At 72.1% G+C, this 17859-nt stretch carries 17 protein-coding genes; 15 read left to right on the top strand and 2 right to left on the bottom strand.

Annotated elements, in window-relative coordinates; all coding sequences use genetic code 11:
- The first annotated feature begins 6 nt into the window (after window positions 1-6).
- The 15 genes from H4W80_RS24040 to H4W80_RS24115 all read left to right on the top strand — a co-directional run bounded on the left by H4W80_RS24040 (window position 7) and on the right by H4W80_RS24115 (window position 15884).
- Window positions 7-1056: a zinc-binding dehydrogenase gene (locus tag H4W80_RS24040; RefSeq protein ID WP_192787161.1), complete on the top strand. Its 1050-nt coding sequence runs from the start codon at window positions 7-9 to the stop codon at window positions 1054-1056.
- A 215-nt stretch (window positions 1057-1271) separates the two neighbouring features.
- On the top strand, window positions 1272-3308 hold the full coding sequence (locus H4W80_RS24045) for an AMP-binding protein (protein WP_192787162.1): 2037 nt from the start codon (window positions 1272-1274) through the stop codon (window positions 3306-3308).
- Window positions 3308-4795, top strand: a complete 1488-nt coding sequence (locus H4W80_RS24050) for an AMP-binding protein (RefSeq protein WP_192787163.1) — start codon at window positions 3308-3310, stop codon at window positions 4793-4795. Before H4W80_RS24045 ends, H4W80_RS24050 begins: the two co-directional genes overlap by 1 nt.
- Entirely contained in the window at window positions 4792-5928 is a 1137-nt protein-coding gene (locus H4W80_RS24055) for a beta-ketoacyl synthase N-terminal-like domain-containing protein (RefSeq protein WP_192787164.1), read from the top strand. The genes H4W80_RS24050 and H4W80_RS24055 overlap by 4 nt, the downstream gene beginning before the upstream one ends.
- Window positions 5925-6995 carry a beta-ketoacyl synthase N-terminal-like domain-containing protein gene (locus H4W80_RS24060; protein WP_192787165.1) on the top strand — a complete coding sequence of 357 codons (1071 nt, stop codon included), beginning with the start codon at window positions 5925-5927 and terminating at the stop codon, window positions 6993-6995. The genes H4W80_RS24055 and H4W80_RS24060 overlap by 4 nt, the downstream gene beginning before the upstream one ends.
- Window positions 6982-8181, top strand: coding sequence for a beta-ketoacyl-[acyl-carrier-protein] synthase family protein (locus H4W80_RS24065; RefSeq protein WP_225963627.1), 1200 nt, complete (start codon window positions 6982-6984; stop codon window positions 8179-8181). Before H4W80_RS24060 ends, H4W80_RS24065 begins: the two co-directional genes overlap by 14 nt.
- Complete coding sequence (locus H4W80_RS24070; protein WP_192787166.1) at window positions 8178-9161, top strand: beta-ketoacyl synthase N-terminal-like domain-containing protein; 984 nt, start codon at window positions 8178-8180, stop codon at window positions 9159-9161. Before H4W80_RS24065 ends, H4W80_RS24070 begins: the two co-directional genes overlap by 4 nt.
- Window positions 9162-9232: 71 nt before the next feature.
- On the top strand, window positions 9233-9484 hold the full coding sequence (locus H4W80_RS24075; RefSeq protein ID WP_192787167.1) for an acyl carrier protein: 252 nt from the start codon (window positions 9233-9235) through the stop codon (window positions 9482-9484).
- 2 nt (window positions 9485-9486) lie between these two features.
- Entirely contained in the window at window positions 9487-10233 is a 747-nt protein-coding gene (fabG, locus tag H4W80_RS24080) for a 3-oxoacyl-ACP reductase FabG (protein ID WP_192787168.1), read from the top strand.
- The gene (locus H4W80_RS24085; RefSeq protein ID WP_192787169.1) at window positions 10230-11483 is read left to right on the top strand and encodes an NAD(P)/FAD-dependent oxidoreductase; all 1254 of its coding nucleotides are present in this window, start codon (window positions 10230-10232) and stop codon (window positions 11481-11483) included. The genes fabG and H4W80_RS24085 overlap by 4 nt, the downstream gene beginning before the upstream one ends.
- A complete protein-coding gene (locus H4W80_RS24090; protein WP_192787170.1) occupies window positions 11480-12382 on the top strand; it encodes an ACP S-malonyltransferase in 903 nt (300 codons plus the stop codon). Before H4W80_RS24085 ends, H4W80_RS24090 begins: the two co-directional genes overlap by 4 nt.
- A gap of 82 nt (window positions 12383-12464) precedes the next feature.
- Entirely contained in the window at window positions 12465-13679 is a 1215-nt protein-coding gene (locus tag H4W80_RS24095; protein WP_192787171.1) for an SDR family oxidoreductase, read from the top strand.
- A gap of 350 nt (window positions 13680-14029) precedes the next feature.
- Window positions 14030-14470 carry a DUF2397 family protein gene (locus H4W80_RS60980; protein ID WP_225963628.1) on the top strand — a complete coding sequence of 147 codons (441 nt, stop codon included), beginning with the start codon at window positions 14030-14032 and terminating at the stop codon, window positions 14468-14470.
- A gap of 200 nt (window positions 14471-14670) precedes the next feature.
- The gene (locus tag H4W80_RS24110; RefSeq protein WP_192787172.1) at window positions 14671-15297 is read left to right on the top strand and encodes a ClpP family protease; all 627 of its coding nucleotides are present in this window, start codon (window positions 14671-14673) and stop codon (window positions 15295-15297) included.
- Window positions 15294-15884 carry a ClpP family protease gene (locus H4W80_RS24115; RefSeq protein ID WP_192787173.1) on the top strand — a complete coding sequence of 197 codons (591 nt, stop codon included), beginning with the start codon at window positions 15294-15296 and terminating at the stop codon, window positions 15882-15884. The genes H4W80_RS24110 and H4W80_RS24115 overlap by 4 nt, the downstream gene beginning before the upstream one ends.
- Before the next feature lie 25 nt (window positions 15885-15909).
- On the opposite strand, the gene H4W80_RS24120 is transcribed toward H4W80_RS24115, so the two are convergent.
- A complete protein-coding gene (locus H4W80_RS24120; RefSeq protein ID WP_192787174.1) occupies window positions 15910-16284 on the bottom strand; it encodes a helix-turn-helix domain-containing protein in 375 nt (124 codons plus the stop codon).
- Between the two features lie 193 nt (window positions 16285-16477).
- Window positions 16478-17623 (bottom strand): hypothetical protein, encoded by a 1146-nt coding sequence (locus H4W80_RS24125; protein WP_192787175.1) that lies wholly within the window; start codon window positions 17621-17623, stop codon window positions 16478-16480.
- Window positions 17624-17859: the final 236 nt, after the last annotated feature.

A 17859-nucleotide genomic window follows, 5' to 3' on the forward strand; every position in this document is an offset into this window, starting at 1 on the left:
CCCACCATGCGCGCCGCGATCATTCACGGTCCCTACGACGTCCGCGTCGAGAACGTCCCCGATGCCCGCCTCAGCGAACCCGGCGACGCCGTCGTCCAGGTCCTGCGCTCCTGCGTGTGCGGCACCGACCTGTGGGCTTACCGCGGCGAATCGCCGCGCCGGCCCGGCCAGCGCCTCGGCCACGAGTTCCTCGGAACCGTGACCGACACCGGGCCCGACGTGACCGCGATCCGCCCCGGCGACCTCGTCCTCGCCCCGTTCGCCTGGTCCGACGGCCGCTGCGCCCCGTGCGCCGACGGCCTGCCCACCTCATGCGTGAACGGCGGCCTGTGGGGGGCGGTAGGCGCCGACGGCGCCCAGGGCGAGGCCGTCCGGGTTCCCTACGCGGACGCCACCCTGGTCCGCCTCCCGTCCCACGCCGCCTCCGACGACCGGCTCCTCAACGCCCTGCTCGCGCTCTCCGACGTCATGGGCACCGGCTACCACGGCGCGGTGTCCGCCGACGTCCGCCCCGGCGCGGCCGTCGCCGTCATCGGTGACGGCGCCGTCGGCCTGTGCGCCGTCCTCGCCGCCCGCATGCTCGGCGCCGAGCAGATCATCGCGCTCGGCCATCATCCCGCCCGCCTCGACCTGGCCCGCTCCTTCGGCGCCACCGCCGTCGTCACCCGGCGCGGCGAGGCCGCCGTCGCCGCCGTCCGCGAACTCACCGACGGCCACGGTACGCACGCGACGATCGAAGCCGTCGGCACCCGCGAGTCCATGCGTGCCGCCCTGGGCGTCACCCGCCCCGGCGGCGCCATCGGCTGGGTCGGCGCCCCCCACGGCAACACCGACGCCCTCGATCCGATGACGCTCTTCCTCCACAACATCAGCCTCCGCGGCGGCCTGGCCCCCACCCGCCGCTACATCGACGACCTCCTCCCCCATGTGCTCGACGGCACCCTCGACCCCTCGCCCGTCTTCGACACCAGCCTCCCGCTGGAGTCGGTCCCCGCCGCCTACCGGGCGATGGACGCCAGGACGGCGCTCAAGCCGTTGATCACACCCGGCGGCTGACCAGTCGCGGGTTCCCCTGCGGCAGAAATTGCGCGGGATAATCTTCGCGCTCGGTCGAGATCTGGTGGATGTTGCTCGACACGCCGGGCGGGGCGCGCAATCGGTTGCCCGGAAGCGAAATCGCAGGTGGACTTGGCTCGTTTCCGCAACGACCGCGGCACCGGAGAGAGGGTGCGCGCGGCGGCGCGTTCCCTCCCGTGAAAGCCGGTGGTCCCATGCTGTCCGCGTTCACCGATCTGTCCGTGGCATCCGCGCGCCGTACCCTGCTGCCCAGGGCGGGGCGCGTCGCCGTGACCCAGGACCCCGGCCTCGGCGGCGGGAACGTGTGGCGGACGGCGCTGGCGCACAGCCGCGATCCGGATGCCACGTTGGTCGTGGCGGATCCGCCGATATCCGGCATCGACGGAGCGCCTCGCGCCGAGTTCGGAATCGCCGCGCTGTGCGCGCTCGCGGACGCGTGGTCGTCCTGGTATCTCGCACAGGGCGTGCGGCCACGCGATCGGGTCGCGCTGTATCTGGAGGACTCGTTCGAGGAGCACGCGCACCTCGCCGCGCTCGCGCAGATCGGCGCGATCGCCGTAGTCGTCAACGGTCGGCTTCCCGGCGAGGTCGCGCTCGGGCTCATGCGGCGCGCCGGCACCGTGGGCCTCTACACCGACGCCGCGCACCTGGCGCGACTCGGCGGGGGCGAGAAGGAGCTCCCTTCGCTGCGATGGGCGTTCACCCGATCTGAGGCCGGCGACCTGAGCGGCGCCGTCCTGCCGGACCGGGCCCGGTACCGGCACAGCGACTCCGACCCGATCTTCCTGTGCCACTCCTCCGGCACCACCGGCGACCCGAAGCTCGTCATCTGGACGCACGGGCAGGGCACGGCGGGGCCAGCCTTCCGGCTGTCCACCCAGCCCGAGCCGGACGACTCGCTGCTGTTGTGCGCGGCGCCGCTGTCGCACGGAGCGGCCATCGCCGTCACGTTCTTCGCGTTGCTGGCCGGCCTGCCGATGGTCGCGCTGGCCGACCGCAGCGCGGCGGGCCTGTCCCGGGCGGCCGCCCGGTACCGTCCCACGACCGTGTTCGCGTTCAACCACGTCCTCGCCGAACTGGCGCTGTCCGACGCCGATCCGGAGGATTTCGACTCGGTACGCGACTGGGTGAACGTGGGTGACTCCGCGCACGAGGTCCACATGCGGCGGCTGGTGCGGCTCGGCCACCGCGACGTCGGGGGCGAGCGGGTGCCCGGCTCGATGTTCCACGACATCCTCGGCTCGTCCGAACTCGGCTGGGCCGCGTTGCGCCGTACCACCACCGCCGACATGCCGTCCGCCCCGCGCCACCTCGGCAGACCGGTGCCCGCGATGAAGGTCGCGGTCCTGCGCGAGGACGGCAGCCTCGCCGGCCCCGATGAGGTGGGCATGCTCGGCGTACGCGGCGACTCGGTCACCACCGGCTACTGGAACGACTCCGACACCACTCACCGCAGCCGGCTCGCCGGGTACTTCCTGTCCGGCGACCTGGTGCGCCGCACCGCCCGGAACGAGTACTTCCACGTTGACCGCATCGTGGACGCGATCCCCACGGCGGGAGGGACGGGCCACTCCGTCCTGATGGAGGACACGGTGCTGCTCGCGCTGCCCGAGGTCGCCGACTGCGCGGTGGTGGCCGGGGATGACGCCGGGGCGACCGTTCCGGTGGCAGTGGTCAGGCTGCGCGACGGCGATCCGGCGTCCGGCCCGGACGGCGACTTGGACACCGGCCCGGACGCCGGCCCGGACACTGGCCCGGCCGCCGGGCTTCTTGGCCGGGCCAACTCCGCGCTCGTGGCCATCGGCCAGCCGCCCCTCGCCGCGCTGGAGATCGCGGTCACCGACGACGACCTGCCGGTCGGTGCGACCGGCAAGGTGCTCAAGCGCCGGCTCCGCGAGAAGTACCGGGATCTGGCCGCTCATCTGGCCACCGCGCCGCACGCCGCCGCGGCAGGGCACGTACGGCCTTGGGGGCAGGTGGTCGAGACCCTGCGCCACCTCGCCGAGGACGTACTCGACGCCGAACCCGGGCAGGTCTCCATGGCCGACGGCTTCCACACCGACCTGCAGATGGACTCCCTGCAGAAGATCGAGCTCGTCACTCGCGTCGAACGCGCCTTCGCCGTACGGTTCGAGGCCGAGGAGGCCGCCGGGATCGAGGCGCTCGCCGACGTCCTCGATCTCCTGACCCGCCGCGGCCTGGTCGCCGCCGCACCGGCCGGCGGCGCGTGATGGACCCCGTCGAGACGCTGCTGCTGCGCCACGTCGCGGCCGGGCAGGGCGGCCGGACCGCTCTCGCCGACCACGTACGTACCCTGACCTACGCCGAACTGACCCAGGCCGCCTGCGACCACGCCGGAGCGCTCGCCGCCGCCGGAGTACGCCGCGGCTGCCGTGCGCTGGTCGTCGGCGACGACAGCGCGGACACCGTCGTCGCGGTGCTGGGCCTGTGGTGGTACGGCTGTGTCCCCGTCGTCCTCAGCCCGATGTTGCGCGATGCGGAGATCGCCTTCGTCGCCCGCGACTGCGCCGCCGGGTACGCCTGGATCGCGCTGCCCAAGGGGCGGCGCGACAGCCTGCGTGAGGCGCTCGGCCCGCTGCCCGTGCACGAACCGCGCGCCACCCGCGCCGCCGACGTCGGGCCGCCCGCCCCGTTCGTGCCGGAAGCGGAGGTCCTGGTCCAGTACACCTCCGGCAGCACCGGCCAACCGCGCGGCGTGCGCCACAGCATGGCCGGGCTCCGCGCCGTCCTCGACGGCTTCGGCGGTGTCCTCGCCCTCACACCCGACGACACGGTGCTGTCGACCGCGAAACTGTCCTTCGGTTACGGCTTCGGGAACTCCGTGCTGTTCCCGCTGGCGGCCGGCGCCCGGTCGGTGCTGCTCGCGGGCCCCGTCGATCCGTACACCGCGATCACCGCCGTCCACCGGCACCGGCCGACCGTGCTGTGCGCGGTGCCCAGGCTGTACGCGGCCCTGCTCGACATCGTCGCGCGCGGCACGGTGCTGGACCCGTCGTCCCTCCGCCTCGCGCTCGCCGCGGGCGAGCATCTGCCCGCCGAGCTGTCCGCCCGCGCGGCGCGGTTGCTCGGCGTCCCGGTGGTGAACGGGCTGGGGGCGACAGAGGTGCTGCACATCGTCCTGGCGACCGACCCGCGGGACGTCCTGCACGGCTCCACCGGCAACCCGGTGCCCGGCGTCACCGCGACCGTACGGGACGACGACGGCCGCCCGCTGCCCGCCGGCTCGCACGGCCGCCTGCACATCCGGACCGCCTCGGCCGCGCTCGGCTACATCGACCGGCCCGAGGACTCCGCGCGCACGTTCGCCGACGGCGGTGTCTACACCGGCGACATCGCCTACCGCACCGAGGACGGCGACTTCCGCCACGTCTGCCGGGCCGACGACCTGCTCAACCTCGGCGGTTTCAAGGTCGCGCCCGCCGAGATCGAGGCGGAACTGCGTACCGCCGACGGCATCGCCGACCTGGTCGTCGTCGGCGGGCGCGACGACACGGGGCTGGAGCAGGTCGTGGTTCACGCCGTTCCCGCCGACGGCGTCACACCCGATCAGGCCCGCCGCGCCCTCAGGCGTGCCATCCGGGAGAACCTGCCGCCGCACAAGCGGCCTTCGCACGTCGAGGTGCTCGCCGCGCTGCCCACCACCTCCACCGGGAAGCTCGCCCGTTACCGGTTGCGCGCCCCGCGGGAGCCGCGATGAGCGGGGACATCGTCGGCATGGGCGTCGTCACCTGCCTCGGCGACGAACCCGGAGCGGTGCACCGGGCGCTGTGCGACGGACGTACCGGTGTCGCGCCGCTGCGGGCCTTCGACAGCGCACTCTTCCGGGTCAAGCACGCGTACGAGATCGACGACCGGACCGTCCCCGGCCAGGACGAACCGGGGCGTGCCTCCCGCTGGCTGCGTGCCGCCGTCGCCGCGGCGCTCGCCGACGCGGGGCTGCCCGCCACTGTCCCCGACGTGCCGGTCATCGTCGGAACAACACTGCGCGAACTGCGCTCCGCCGAGCTGTGGTGGCGCGACGGGCACTCGCTCACCCCCGCCGAACTGCACTTCGGCCAGGTGATGCGCGACGCGTTCGGCACCACGGAGACGCACACCGTGGCCAGCGCGTGCGCCGCCGCTCTGTACGCCCTGGGCATGGCCACCGACCTGATCGCGCTCGGCCTCGCCGACACCGTCGTGGTCGCGGGCACCGACGCCATCACCGAGAGCTCCTTCGGGGGACTCGACCGCGTGCAGAACCCGCCGCCGCAGGCCATACAGCCGTTCGCGAGGCACCGTCACGGCATGGTCATGGGGGAGGGCGCCGCCGCGGTCGTCGTACGAGCCTCTGGCGCCCATCCCCGCCCCGCACACGCCCGTGTCCGCGGGGTCGCGATGAACTGTGACGCGGCGCATGCGACCGTACCCGACGTCGCGGGCGTCGCCGGCGCCGTCCGCGACGCCCACCGCCGTGCCGGAGTCGACGCCGCCGACATCGACCTGGTCGTGGTGCACGGCAGCGGCACACGCCACAACGACGCGGTGGAGGCCGGCGTACTGCGCGACGTCTTCGGGGGCGTCCGGCCCGGCCCGCTGGTCACCTCGGTGAAGTCCGGCCTGGGCCACACCTGCGGGGGATCCGGTCTGATGAGCCTGATCATCGCCGTACTGGCCATGCGGACCGGGGAACTGCCGCCGATACCCGGGCTGAGCGACCCCTCCCCCGAGGCTGGGGACCTGCGCCTCGTCGCCGGCCACCCGGCCCGTGGCCGCTTCGACACAGCGCAGATCAACGCCATCGGCCTCGGCGGCATCAACGCCGTCGCCGTCATCGGCGGGGCCGCATGACACGCGCCGTGATCACCGGCTGCGCGCTCGCCGTCACCGGCGTCGCCGACGAATACGACCTCCTCGGCCTCGGCACCGCCGCCGCACCCGAGGACGACGCCGCCCGCGCCGAAATCGGGCTGCGGCACAAGGACCGCGCGTCCCGGCTCGCCCTCCGTGCCACACGACGGGCGTTGCGCGGCGTCACGCTGCCCGCGTCGGGCACCGCCGTCATCGTCAGCAGCAACCTCGGGAACCTCGACACCGTCTGCGAGTTCGTCGACATCATCGGCAAGGAGACCGTCACCGGCCTCAGCCCCATGCGCGTGCCGCACATGTCCAGCAACGTCACCGCGAGCTGGATCGCCCTCGACCACGGCCTGCGCGGACCCAATATCACCCTGTGCAGCGGCACCACCAGCGGCCTGGACGCGATCTTCTGGGCCACCGCCCTGCTCGCCGCGGGCCGCGCCGAAGTCGCCGTCGTCGTCGGCGTCGAACCGGACACCGCGCCGGTCGCCAGGCTGCACGGCGGCACAGCACGACTGGACGGCGCCGTGTGCCTCATCCTCGAGACACCCGCGCGGGCCCGCGCCCGCGGCGCCCGGCCGCGCGCCGAAATCCACGCCTACGGCAGAGCCGCCGACCGCGCCGAGGCCGTTCACCGCGCGACCCGCACGTGGCGGGGCCCCATCGGACTGCGGCTCGCCGGGGGGCCGGGTATCGGTATCGCGGCCGACGCGGTCGATCTCCCCGCGGGTCCGGGAAATACCGGCCACGCGGCCATCACCGTCGATCTCACCGCCCGGCTCGGCCGCTGCTCCGGCGCGCTCGGTGTCCTGCAGTGCGCCGCCGCCCTCCCCTGGCTCGACCGGCCCGGCCACGACGCCGTGCTCGCGGTCGCCGGCGACGACGGCACCGGCGACCAACCCGACGGGGAAGGCGATCCGAGCGCGGTGGCCGCCGTGCTGCTCACCCGGCCTGCCGAGAACGTGCCCACTCGGCCCGCTGACGGCCTGCTCGCCCGGCCCGCTGACGACGTCACGTACGGGAACGGCTTCGGAGGTGATCGGCATGATGATGCCTGATCGGCGTCGTGCGGTGCTGACCGGGCTGGGTGCCGTCTCCTGCCTGGGCGCGGGCGCTGAGGCTCACTGGGCCGGTCTGCTTGCGGGTGGAGCGGCGCCCCGCGAGGTCGATCTGCCGTACATGCACATGCGGGCCAGGCGTATGTACCTGACACCGCCTTCCGCGATCCCCGCCGGCCCCGGCACCCACGCCGGAATCCCGCTCGGACCGGCCCCGCGTATGGCGGTCGCGGCCGCACGTGAAGCACTCGCGGACGCCGGCATCGGCCGCGGCGACACCGTACGCATCCCCGTCGTGATGGGCGTCGAGATGGGCAACGCGAGCGTTCAGGAAGAGCAGCGCGGCGCGGGCGGCACCCCGCCGTGGACCCCCCTCGCGGTCACCGCCGCGGTCGTCGCCGAAGCGGTCGGCTCGCGGGCGGGCACCGCCGGCTTGGGCAACGCCTGCGCCGCGGGCGGCTACACGCTCGGCGTCGCGCTGGACGTCATCCGTGCCGGCGAGGCCGACGTGGTGCTCGTCGGCGGCGCGGAGGGCATCACCCGGGTCGGCATGGCCGGGTTCGACCGGATCCGGGTGACCGATCCGTACGGCTGCCGGCCGTTCGCCCGCGACCGGGCGGGCACCGTGTTCGCCGACGGCGCCGCGTTCGCGGTCCTCGAATCCGCCGCCCACGCCGCATCGCGGGGAGCCCGGCCGTACGCGGAGCTCGGCGCCGCCGCCTGGAGCTGCGACGCCTACCACCACCCCACCGCCCCGGAGCCCGACGCCGTGCAACTGGTCCGGGCCATGCGGAACGCGCTCGCCGACGCCGGAGTCCGGCCGGAGCAGGTGGGCTGTGTGCTGCCGCACGCGACCGGCACCCCCGTCAACGACGCGGTGGAAAGCCGGGCACTACGGCGCGTTTTCGGCGATTCCTCCGGCCGTCCACCGGTGTTCGCGCTCAAGGCGCTCATCGGCCACACCTCGGGGGCCGCGGGCATGTTCGCGTGCCTGACCGCGGCGCTCATCGCCTCCCGGGCCACGATCCCGGCCAACGCGCCCCTGGACCAGGACCCGGAGTGCGACGTGTGGCTGCCGCAGGACGGGCCCGTACCGCTGAACCGGCCGGCCGTGCTCGTCAACTCGTGCGCGACCGGCGGAGTCAACGCCTCGTTCGTGCTCTCGCGTGTGGGAGACCCGGCATGAACGCCCCGGTCCGCGTACGCGTCCTCGGCCTCGGGATGATCGCCCCCGGCGCCCTCCGGCCGGCCCGCGCCCTCGAACCTCCCGTGGAACCGTTTCCCGACTGGTTCGACACCGAGGCGCTGCTCCCCGGCCGCGGCTACCGGAAACTGCCACCGGCCTGCCGGTACTTGCTCGCTGCGGCCCGCTCGGCACTCGACGACACCGGTACGTGGTTCGCCGGCCTCTCACCACGGGACCGGGCGGCCGTGATCGGCGGCAACAACGCGGGAGCCGCGCTCCAGGACGACTTCGACCGTACCGTCATCGCCACGGGGGCGGCGGATCTGTCCCCGGCCCGCGTACCGTACATGGCGCTGAGCATGTTCGGCGGCCGGCTGGCCCCGGAACACGGGCTGCAGGCATTGGTCCTGACCACCAACTCCCCGGCGGTCGCCGGACTGGAGGCCGTGCAGACGGCGGCGCGCGCACTGGCCGCCGGGCGTGCCACGGCTGTGCTCGCGGGCGCCGTCGAAGACCGGCCCACGCCCGTCCAAGGCGGTGGGCCCGCGCACGACCTCGGCGCCGCCGTGCTCGTGTGCGTACAGGAAGGTGTTCCGGTCGCCGGAGAACGGGCGTACGGCCACTGCTCCGTGCGCGGCGCGTTCGTCGGCGCGGCGGGCGGGGTGCCCGAGACCTCCGACGTACTCGACCCGCTGTGGGAGGAACTCCTCGCCGACGGCCGGCCGGTCGCGCGCATCGACGCCGTGCTCGACGACTCGCCCGCGGGAGCGGCGGTCGCCGGGTGGCTGACCGCACGCGCGGGCCACCGCGCCGTCACCATCCTCACCCGGCCGCCGGGCAGCGGATCCCTCGCACCGCTGCGCCGCGTGGTCGGCCGGATGGCGGCCGGTACGGCCGAGCGAGCCCTGGTGCTCGCCGGGTCCGCGCACGGCCACGTCTCGATCGCCGACGTGCTCCCCGGCACGGCGGGCGTTCCGTGACGGTACGCCCGCCGGCCGAACCCTTACACCGCCACCGAACAGGCATCACCGACCCAGAAAGGCAGGACCCCATGGCCACCCTGATCCCCACCCGCGACGAGCTGCGCGACTTCTTCGCCGAAGAGCTCGAACTCCCGGCCGACGTCGTCGGCTACGAGAGCGACTTCGAGGCCGACCTCGGCGTCGACTCGCTTGCCACCATGGAGATCCTCGTGCAGTTGGAGAAGAAGTACGGCATCCGTCTGGAGGAGTCCGAGTTCGCCGGTCTCACCTCCGTGAACGCCGTCCACGCCTTCCTCGCCGACCGGCTCGAAGCGGCGTGAGCATGACGGGCGCCCACCGCCCGGTCGCCATCGTGACCGGGGGATCACGTGGCATCGGCCGCGCTGTCGTGACCCGCCTGGCCGCCGAGGGGTTCGACGTCGCGTTCTGCTACCGCACCCGTAAGGACGCCGCGGAGGAGGTGGCGGCCGAGGCCGGGGCGACGGGTGCCCGTGTGCTCGCGTACGAGGCCGACGTCGCGTCCGCCGACCAGGCCCGGGCGCTGGTCGCGGCCGCCGAAGAGCACCTCGGGCCGCTGTCGGTGCTCGTCACCTGCGCCGGCATCGTCCGGGACCGGCCGCTGGCACGCATGACCGACGCCGAATGGGACGATGTGATCCAGACCAACCTGTACGGCACGTACCACGTCTGTCGTGCCGCCGCGCTCCCGCTCATGCGGCATGGCAGCGGCTCGATCGTCACGCTGTCCTCGGTCGCGGCCGCGCACGGCGGCCCGGCACAGAGCAACTACTCCGCGTCCAAGGCCGGCATCGTGGGCTTCACCACGTCCTTGGCGCGCGAACTCGCCCGGTCCGGGGTGCGTGCGAACGTCGTCGCGCCCGGGCTGATCACCACCGACATCACCAACGATCTGCCGCCCAAGGTGCAGGCGTCCATCATCGGGAAGATCCCGCTGCGCCGGCCCGGGACTCCCGGCGAGGTCGCCGATCTGGTCGCCTTCCTGGTCTCCGACCGCGCCCGCTACATCACCGGGCAGGTCATCGGCGTCGATGGAGGGCTGGTGCCGTGACCGCATCCGCCACCGGCCGTCCGGGCTCCGGCTCCAGCTCCGGTTCCGGCGCCGGCGCCGGCGCCGGCTATGACGTGATCGTCGTGGGTGCCCGCTGCGGCGGAGCGCCCGCGGCGATGTTGCTGGCCCGCGCGGGCTACCGCGTCCTCATCCTGGACCGCGCTCGCTTCCCCCGCGACACCCTGTCCACCCTGTACATCCACCAACCCGGCACCGCCCTGCTCGACCGCTGGGGGCTGCTCGACCAGGTCGCCGCCACCGGCTGCCCGCCGATCACCTCGGCCATGCACCGTATGGGCCAAGTCGCCGTCGAAGGCGCTCCCACTCCGGTTCACGGCATCCACGCGGCCTACGCGCCACGGCGTTACCTCCTCGACACCCTCCTCGCCAAGGCCGCGACCGACGCCGGTGCGGAGTTCCGCGAGGGCTGCCGGGTCACCGACGTGGTCGTCGAGGACGGGCGGGCCGTCGGGGTGCGATGGCGTACCGCCTCCGGCAGCGGCACCGACCGCGCCGCGCTGGTCGTCGGCGCGGACGGTATGCGCTCGGTCGTGGCGGACGCCGTACGTGCCGGGACGGTCCGCGAACACCCGCCGCTGACCTGCGTCTACTACGGCTACTGGGAAGGCGTGCCGGTCACCCGGTTCGAGGCCCACGCGGTACGCGGCCGCTGGGTCGGCTGCCTGCCCACCAACGACGGCCGTACCCTGCTCGCGGTGTACTTCCCCCAGGCCGAGTTCGAGGCCGTCCGTCGCGACCTGCCCGACGCCTACCTGGGCGGACTCGCGGCCGCGGCCCCGGAACTGTACGAACGTGCCCTCGCCGGCACCCGGGTCGGCCCGCTCCGCGGCACCGGCACACAGCGGAACTTCTTCCGCCGCGCGGCCGGACCCGGATGGGCGCTGGTCGGCGACGCGGGACACCACAAGGACTCCATCACCGCCGACGGCATCACCGCGGCGTTCCAGCAGGCGGCGCTCCTGGCCGCCCGCCTGGGCGCCGACCTGCCCGACCCGGCGCGCCGGCAGGCCGCGTTGGAGCGCTATGCCCTCGACCGCGACCGCATGCTCGCCGCCCGCTACTCCGACACCCTCGCGCTCGCCCGGCTCCGCGCCGACCGTGTGGAGGCCCGGATCGCCGGGCTCGCGCACGACCCGGCGTGGGTGCAGGCGTTCTTCGACCGCGCGGCGGGCACCGGCCCCGACCTCGTGCCCGTGCCCGGTAACCGGTCTGAGGAGGTGCCGGCGTGATCACCGAACAGTACGGAATCGCCTTTCCCGGACAGGGCATCAAGGCGCAGACGCTGCTCTCCGCCCTGCGGGCCCACGTCCGGCACCCGCTGGTCGCCCGGCTGCTGACGACGTTCGGCGCGGCGGATCCCGAGGCGCTGGACCTCGGTGACACCTCGGTCGTCCAGCCCGCCACCTTCGCCGCCGGCCTCGCGGCGGCCGACACGGCCTTCGGGCCGGACCACTGCCCGCCGGTGGCGCTCGGCCACAGCCTGGGCGAGCTGACCGCCGCGGCGTACGCCGGATTCCTCCGTATCGACGAGGGCTTCGAACTGGCCGTGGACCGCGGCCGGTTGTGCCACGACCAGAGCCTGCGCAGGCCCGGGGCGATGGTCGCGATCGTCGGCGCCGACGCGGGCGAACTCGAATGGCTGCGCCGGAGCGTGGTCGCCGAGCACGGCGAGATCCTCGACGTCGCCGGGCTCAACAGCGCCCGGCAGACCGTACTGTCGGGCGCTCCCGAGGCGGTGGCCGCGGCCGTACGCATCGCCGGGGAACAGTGCCTGCGCGCCGAAGTGCTGCCGATACCCGGCGGTTTCCACAGCCCGCTGATGATGGACGCCGTCCCGGCGTGGCGGCGCCGTCTGGAGTCCGCGGACTTCCGCCCGAGTACGACCCGATTCGTCTCCGCGATCGACGTACGACCGCACACCGACCCGGTCCAGGTCCGCGAACAACTCGCGCGCGGCCTGGTGCTCCCGGTGCGCTGGCACGAGGCCGTGCGTACGGTACGAGACCTCGGCGTGCCCGGCCTCGTCGACGCCGGACCGGGTACGACCCTGCTCAAGCTCGGACGCCGCGCCCGCATCCTCGAGTTCACCGGCCTCGGCGCGCTGCCCGAACCGGTTCCACCCGGGTGAGGGCGGCCCGCTGAGCACCGCCGTTCGACCACGTGACCCACAAGCGGACCAGCCCCGCCCGCCGCGCGACCGGAAGGCGCCCATGCACCACCCCGATCCCACCACGGACGCCGTGCTCGACCCCGGCATCGTCCCCGACGGCACCGCATCCGCCGCCGGACCGGCCCGCCACGTGCTGCTCACCGGCGCCACCGGCTTCCTCGGCGCGTTCCTGCTCCGCGAACTCCTCGACCGCGCCGACGCCGACGTGTGGTGCCTGGTGCGCGCCGACAGCGACCACCACGCGGCGTCCCGCCTGCGCGAGGCCATGCGGCGCTATCTGATCTGGGACGACCGGTCGGCCGGGCGCGTCATCCCGGTCGCCGGAGACCTGACCGCGCCCGACCTCGGCCTGACGCCCGCCCGCTGGGCGGAACTCGCCGAGCGGATTGACGCCGTGCAGCACGCCGGCGCCCAGGTCGGCCATGCCGCACCGTACGCCGCGCTGCGGGCGGCCAACGTGTACGGCACCCAGGAGATCATCCGGCTGGCCTGCGAGCGCCGCGGCAAGCCGCTCAGCTTCATCTCCACCGCCGCCGTACCGGGTGATCCGGCGGACCGTACCGCGGCACCTCCTCCGCCCGGGCGCCCGGGCGGAGGCTATGTCACCGGCAAATGGGTCGCCGAGCGCCTGGTCCGGCAGGCCGGCGACCGCGGGCTGCCGGTACGGATCCACCGCCCCGGCCGCATCAGCGGCCACTCCGTCACCGGAGCCTGCCAACTCGACGACGGAATATGGCACTTCGTACGAGCCATCGCCCTGCTCGGCCTGGCCCCCGTCGTCGCGGCGCCCGACGGCGGCGGCCCCGCGGTGTCGTTCTCGCCGGTCGACTACGTCGCCCGCGCCATCGTCCACATGTCCGCGCAGGACACTGGACCCGCCCCGCTGCGCTACCTGGTCAACCATTCCCGCATGCCGCTGAGCGACCTGATCGGCCACGTGGCCAAGCGGTACGCCGTCTCCTACGTCTCGCGCGACACATGGCTCGAACGCCTGTGGCAGGCACGGCACCGGTACGACGGCGCGCTGCTCAAGGCCGGCGTCCTGGTGAAGTACTACCGGGCGCTGCTCACGGGAACCGGCCGCCCGCCGACCGCCGACGACCGGGACACCGTACGGGACCTGGCCGGAACCGGCATCACCTGCCCACCCCTGGACGGCGCCCTCATCGGGGTGTATCTCGACTACTTCCAATCAGCGGGTTTCCTCCCGGTACCGCCGACACACCTGAACCGGGAATCGCCAGCCCGAGGCTGAGCGCAGGATTTGGCGGCAGTGGCCTGCAGCGGCAGCCACTCGGTTGATCAGTGGGTACGGCGGAGGTGTGCCAGGATCTCGGTGACCTTGGCGACAGCTTCGGCGCCGGGTTTGACGTAGCGCGTGGCCGCGCGCGGGTTCTTGTGCCGGGTCCTGCCCATGATGAGCCGCAGCGGGATCTCGGGCTCGCCGAGGTGGGTGGCGGCGCTGTGGCGCCTCGAAGCGATGAGCGGCGGGTGACGACTGGGCTCTTCAGTCGGTGGCGTTGGGAGACATCGCCGAGCAGTTGCAGTCGCTGGCCGCCCTGGCTCGTGATCCGGATCCCGACCCGGCGCGCGTGCACCTCCTGCTTGCGGCGCGCGATCGACTTCTCCGATGGCGACGTGGCGGGGTTCATCGCCTACAAGGAACGGCTGATCGACTACATCAACCGCTTCATCGCCGACCTCGCCAACTCCGGTGCGCGGATCGCCACGCTCCTGGGCGAACTGGAGAAAGGCGACCATGATCGGCTGCTGCGGCTGGCCGCGCGACGGGAGGCCGCCGACGCGGCCGGTGCCGGTCGTGAGGCGTTCCAGTGGCTGCGCCACCGCCAGTGCCAGCGCGACGCCCACCGTCACACTCACCAGACAGGCGACGCAACCACGCGCCTGCACCGCCCCCTGAGAGCGGCGCGACAGGTTCGCCGTGAACCACCGCGTATACCGGCGCAGAAGCACCTCGCCCACCAGAGCCACCGCTACGGCCGCGACTGTCACCACGACGCTCCATCGTCGGGGAGCGGCAGTTGAGGCACGGCGGCTCCATCGCTCGCTGGGGGCTACCTCTTACATCGCGTCCGGGACCCAGCCTGTTTTCGGGCCCTGCTTCGGGCCCTGCGAGGTTTGGTCTCACCACATGAGAACGCTTCGGTCCTGCACGCTGCTCAGAGCAGATCTGCCGCAGGCGGATCGTGTCGACGCCGATCCGAATCGCCTCACATGATGGACGCATGAGCCAAGAATCGAAACTTCCTCTGTTCAACCAGCGGATGAGACGCGAGCTTTACGAGCAGCGTGTTCTCGTTCTCGACGGCCCTCTCGACGACGACAACGGGACACTGCTGGCCACGCAACTGATGGCACTCGCCACCCAGGACGCGTCGGCCGATATCGCATTGTGGATTCACTCCCCGGGCGGCTCGGTCCCCTCGATGCTGGCGATTCGCGACATCATTCGCCTCATTCCCTGTGACGTATCGACCCTCGTGCTGGGCATCGCTTACAGCGCCGGGCAGTTCCTGCTTTCGTCGGGGGCCCGAGGCAAGCGCCGCGCCCTGCCGCACGCACGCGTCCTGATGCACCAGGGCTCGGCGGGAATCGGTGGCACCGCGGTCGACATCGAACTGCAGGCCGGCGACCTCCGGCATACTCGCGACACGGTGCTCGGTCTTATCGCCGAGGACACGGGCCAGCCCGTCGAGCGCATATTCGAGGATTCTCTGCACGATCGTTGGTACACAGCGCAAGAGGCGCTCGACTACGGTTTCATAGATGCGATCGTGCAGACCTTCGACGAAGTCGCGCCTCACAATCGCCCGCGGCCCGGATTCGGCATCACCGAAGGAGTCGGCAAGTGACCACATATACGATACCGAACGTCATCGCGCAGAATCCTCGCGGCGAGCGGATCATGGATGTCTACTCGCACCTGCTCACCGAGCGAATCGTTTATCTGGGCACCGCGATCGACGCGGGCGTCGCCAACGCGCTCATCGCGCAGCTGATTTTTCTGGAGTCGGACAACCCCGATGCCGAAATACAGTTCTATATCAACTGCGAAGGTGGTGACCCGAGTGCGATGCTCGCGATATACGACACCATGCGCCATATCCGCCCGCGGGTTTCGACAACCTGCGTCGGACAAGCCGTCGCGGTCGGTGCCGTCCTTCTCGCCGCGGGTGCCGAGGGAAAACGTGCCGCACTCCCCCACGCACGCGTGATCCTGCACCAACCAGCCGCTCAGGGGCGCGGAACGATCCCCGACCTCATCTTGCAGGCCGACGAGGTTGTACGAGTCCGGGCAGACATCGAGCGCATCCTGTCACGGCACACCGGCCAGACGATCGAGACCCTACGCGCCGACACCGATCACGATCGCGTGTTCACCGCGACCGCGGCCTTGGAGTACGGGCTCCTCGATCAGATCATCGAGGAGCACTCATAGGCCCGAGAACAACCCCGGCAGGCCGCTAAGCGGCCAGAGCATAAGCCGCCGAGCAGACAGCACCCCTCGACCCGCTGGGCTGAGCAGACCGCAAACTCTCTGCGACAGCAAGAGTCAGATCGATCAGGGTCACATCCAGCGCGCCGGCGACCGCGGCGATCATTTCACTCGACGGCTCTTTGACGCCTCGTTCCATCTCGGAGAGATATTGCGGCGAGACTCCGGCGCGAGCCGCCGTCTCACTCAACTTCTCGCCCCGCTGTTGACGAAGGCCCCTCAGACACTCACCGAGCACCTGCCGCCACAGCGGCTCGCGCGCCGGAGAGGGCTTGAGGGCGGTCCGATCGATCGCTGGACGTAGCGGCGAGATGGAAGATGGCTGCGGGATGGAGGAGGCCATACTCCACACCATAGGTAGACAGCGCGGTCGAGTTCCGTCGGCTTCGCGCAGAGCGGAACCAGTCCCTGCCTCCTCCGTTCGGCCTCAGGCGCACCTGCGCGCTCACCACGGGGTCACCGCGGCGGCGAGCGCTCGGGTGACGTTGGTGACCAGCCACACGAGCAGGGCGCGCACCGTACTCGGCGCAGCGAGATCAGGCGGGCCGGGTTGCCGCCGATGTGAGCTTGGGCCGGTCGTCTGGGTGGTTCGCGTCGGTCGCCGCGCGGTCGAGCGCGTTCTTGTAGCTCTGGCAGTAGGACCGGACCTTGTCCCGGAGCTCCTCGGTCCAGTCGAGCGACTCCACGAGCCAACGGGCTTGATGCGCGCCGAGTAGTGCGTGGATCTCTTTGCGTTGTTTTGACAGTGCTGTCGGCAACGGGTCTTCGACGGGCTCCGTGTCCTCGGCCTGTAGCACCACACCCATGCGTCCGTTGGCGCGAAACGCGGTGGCTGTGCTGCCGTCCTTGAACAACAGTTCACCGTACGCTGGGACCTGAGCCGGCCACCGAGGCGTAGCGCTCTCGTCCTGAGCGAGCTCACCCTCCCTTCCCTGCAGCAACACCGGCTGGCCTGCTGTGTCCAGCCCGGTCACGCGCACCACGAACAGTGAGCCATGTTCGAGGTCGGACTCGTTGAGCTTGATCTCGACGGTGGCAGTACGCCGGGAACCGGCAGCGGTCACCTTGGCCTTCGGCCCGGTGTCGTCGCCGTCGCTCAGGTCCTCCGGTGGGAGCACCTCGACCAGCCACCGGTAGATCGCGTCGCTCTTGGCCGGGACGGTCTTCCACGTCACTCGCACCACGGCAGGGGACTCTTCGCCTGCCTCGGTATAGGGCAGGTCGCCAGGGTTGTCTTGCTTGAGCCGCGAGCTTTTCACCACCGCGTCCTTCTCCCGGAGGAACGGGTCGACCCGAACCTGATCCACCGCAACGGTTTCCGGTTCGGTCAGCGGCCATTGACTGAAGTCGAGGCCGGGCACGGCGGCCAGCTCTGCGGTCCACTCAGCGGGATTGGACAGATCTCGGTACGAGCCGGACAGGAACGTGGCAAGGTCAACGCGTACCGGACCATCCTTCAGCCGGACATTGTTGAGCCGGTCGGACACCGAGGACACCGCTCTGGCCTTCGGCCGGTTCCTGCCGAGCACGCTGGCGACCTTGTCCACTCCGACCCGAATATCGTTGTCTGGCAGTTCGTCAACCATCGTGGCACTCGCTGTACGCAGCAGCTCGACCACATCCTGGCGCTCGAAGCCGCTGTCCAGCGAACTGGCCGCAACGCCGGCGCCCACAGGGACCATCAGTACCAGTTGACGCTCCTTGCGGTTGCGTAGTTCGATGTTTCGTGCCGCCCCAGCACCTTTTGCGTGTCAGGCGGCGCCAGGTCCTGACGGCGTGTGACGGGGCGAGCGAGCACGCACCGAGCACGGCGGGCACCCTAATTGGTCTCATCACCCCTACCGCGTTCATCGACATGGTCGGCGCGTCCCTTGCCCGCCGGACGTGCTACGAACATCACTCTCTCACTACCAACCGG

It is taken from the genome of Nonomuraea angiospora, assembly GCF_014873145.1.
Taxonomy (GTDB): Bacteria; Actinomycetota; Actinomycetes; order Streptosporangiales; family Streptosporangiaceae; genus Nonomuraea; species Nonomuraea angiospora.

Bases quoted from the DNA above. Each gene is read 5' to 3' on its own strand.
- H4W80_RS24045 (WP_192787162.1), top strand. From the start codon at position 1,272: ATGCTGTCCGCGTTCACCGATCTGTCCGTGGCATCCGCGCGCCGTACC.
- H4W80_RS24050 (WP_192787163.1), top strand. From the start codon at position 3,308: ATGGACCCCGTCGAGACGCTGCTGCTGCGCCACGTCGCGGCCGGGCAG.
- H4W80_RS24070 (WP_192787166.1), top strand. From the start codon at position 8,178: ATGAACGCCCCGGTCCGCGTACGCGTCCTCGGCCTCGGGATGATCGCC.
- H4W80_RS24060 (WP_192787165.1), top strand. From the start codon at position 5,925: ATGACACGCGCCGTGATCACCGGCTGCGCGCTCGCCGTCACCGGCGTC.
- H4W80_RS24055 (WP_192787164.1), top strand. From the start codon at position 4,792: ATGAGCGGGGACATCGTCGGCATGGGCGTCGTCACCTGCCTCGGCGAC.
- H4W80_RS24120 (WP_192787174.1), bottom strand. From the start codon at position 16,284: ATGGCCTCCTCCATCCCGCAGCCATCTTCCATCTCGCCGCTACGTCCA.
- H4W80_RS24095 (WP_192787171.1), top strand. From the start codon at position 12,465: ATGCACCACCCCGATCCCACCACGGACGCCGTGCTCGACCCCGGCATC.
- H4W80_RS24110 (WP_192787172.1), top strand. From the start codon at position 14,671: ATGAGCCAAGAATCGAAACTTCCTCTGTTCAACCAGCGGATGAGACGC.
- H4W80_RS24075 (WP_192787167.1), top strand. From the start codon at position 9,233: ATGGCCACCCTGATCCCCACCCGCGACGAGCTGCGCGACTTCTTCGCC.
- H4W80_RS24065 (WP_225963627.1), top strand. From the start codon at position 6,982: ATGATGATGCCTGATCGGCGTCGTGCGGTGCTGACCGGGCTGGGTGCC.
- fabG (WP_192787168.1), top strand. From the start codon at position 9,487: ATGACGGGCGCCCACCGCCCGGTCGCCATCGTGACCGGGGGATCACGT.
- H4W80_RS24125 (WP_192787175.1), bottom strand. From the start codon at position 17,623: ATGGTCCCTGTGGGCGCCGGCGTTGCGGCCAGTTCGCTGGACAGCGGC.
- H4W80_RS24040 (WP_192787161.1), top strand. From the start codon at position 7: ATGCGCGCCGCGATCATTCACGGTCCCTACGACGTCCGCGTCGAGAAC.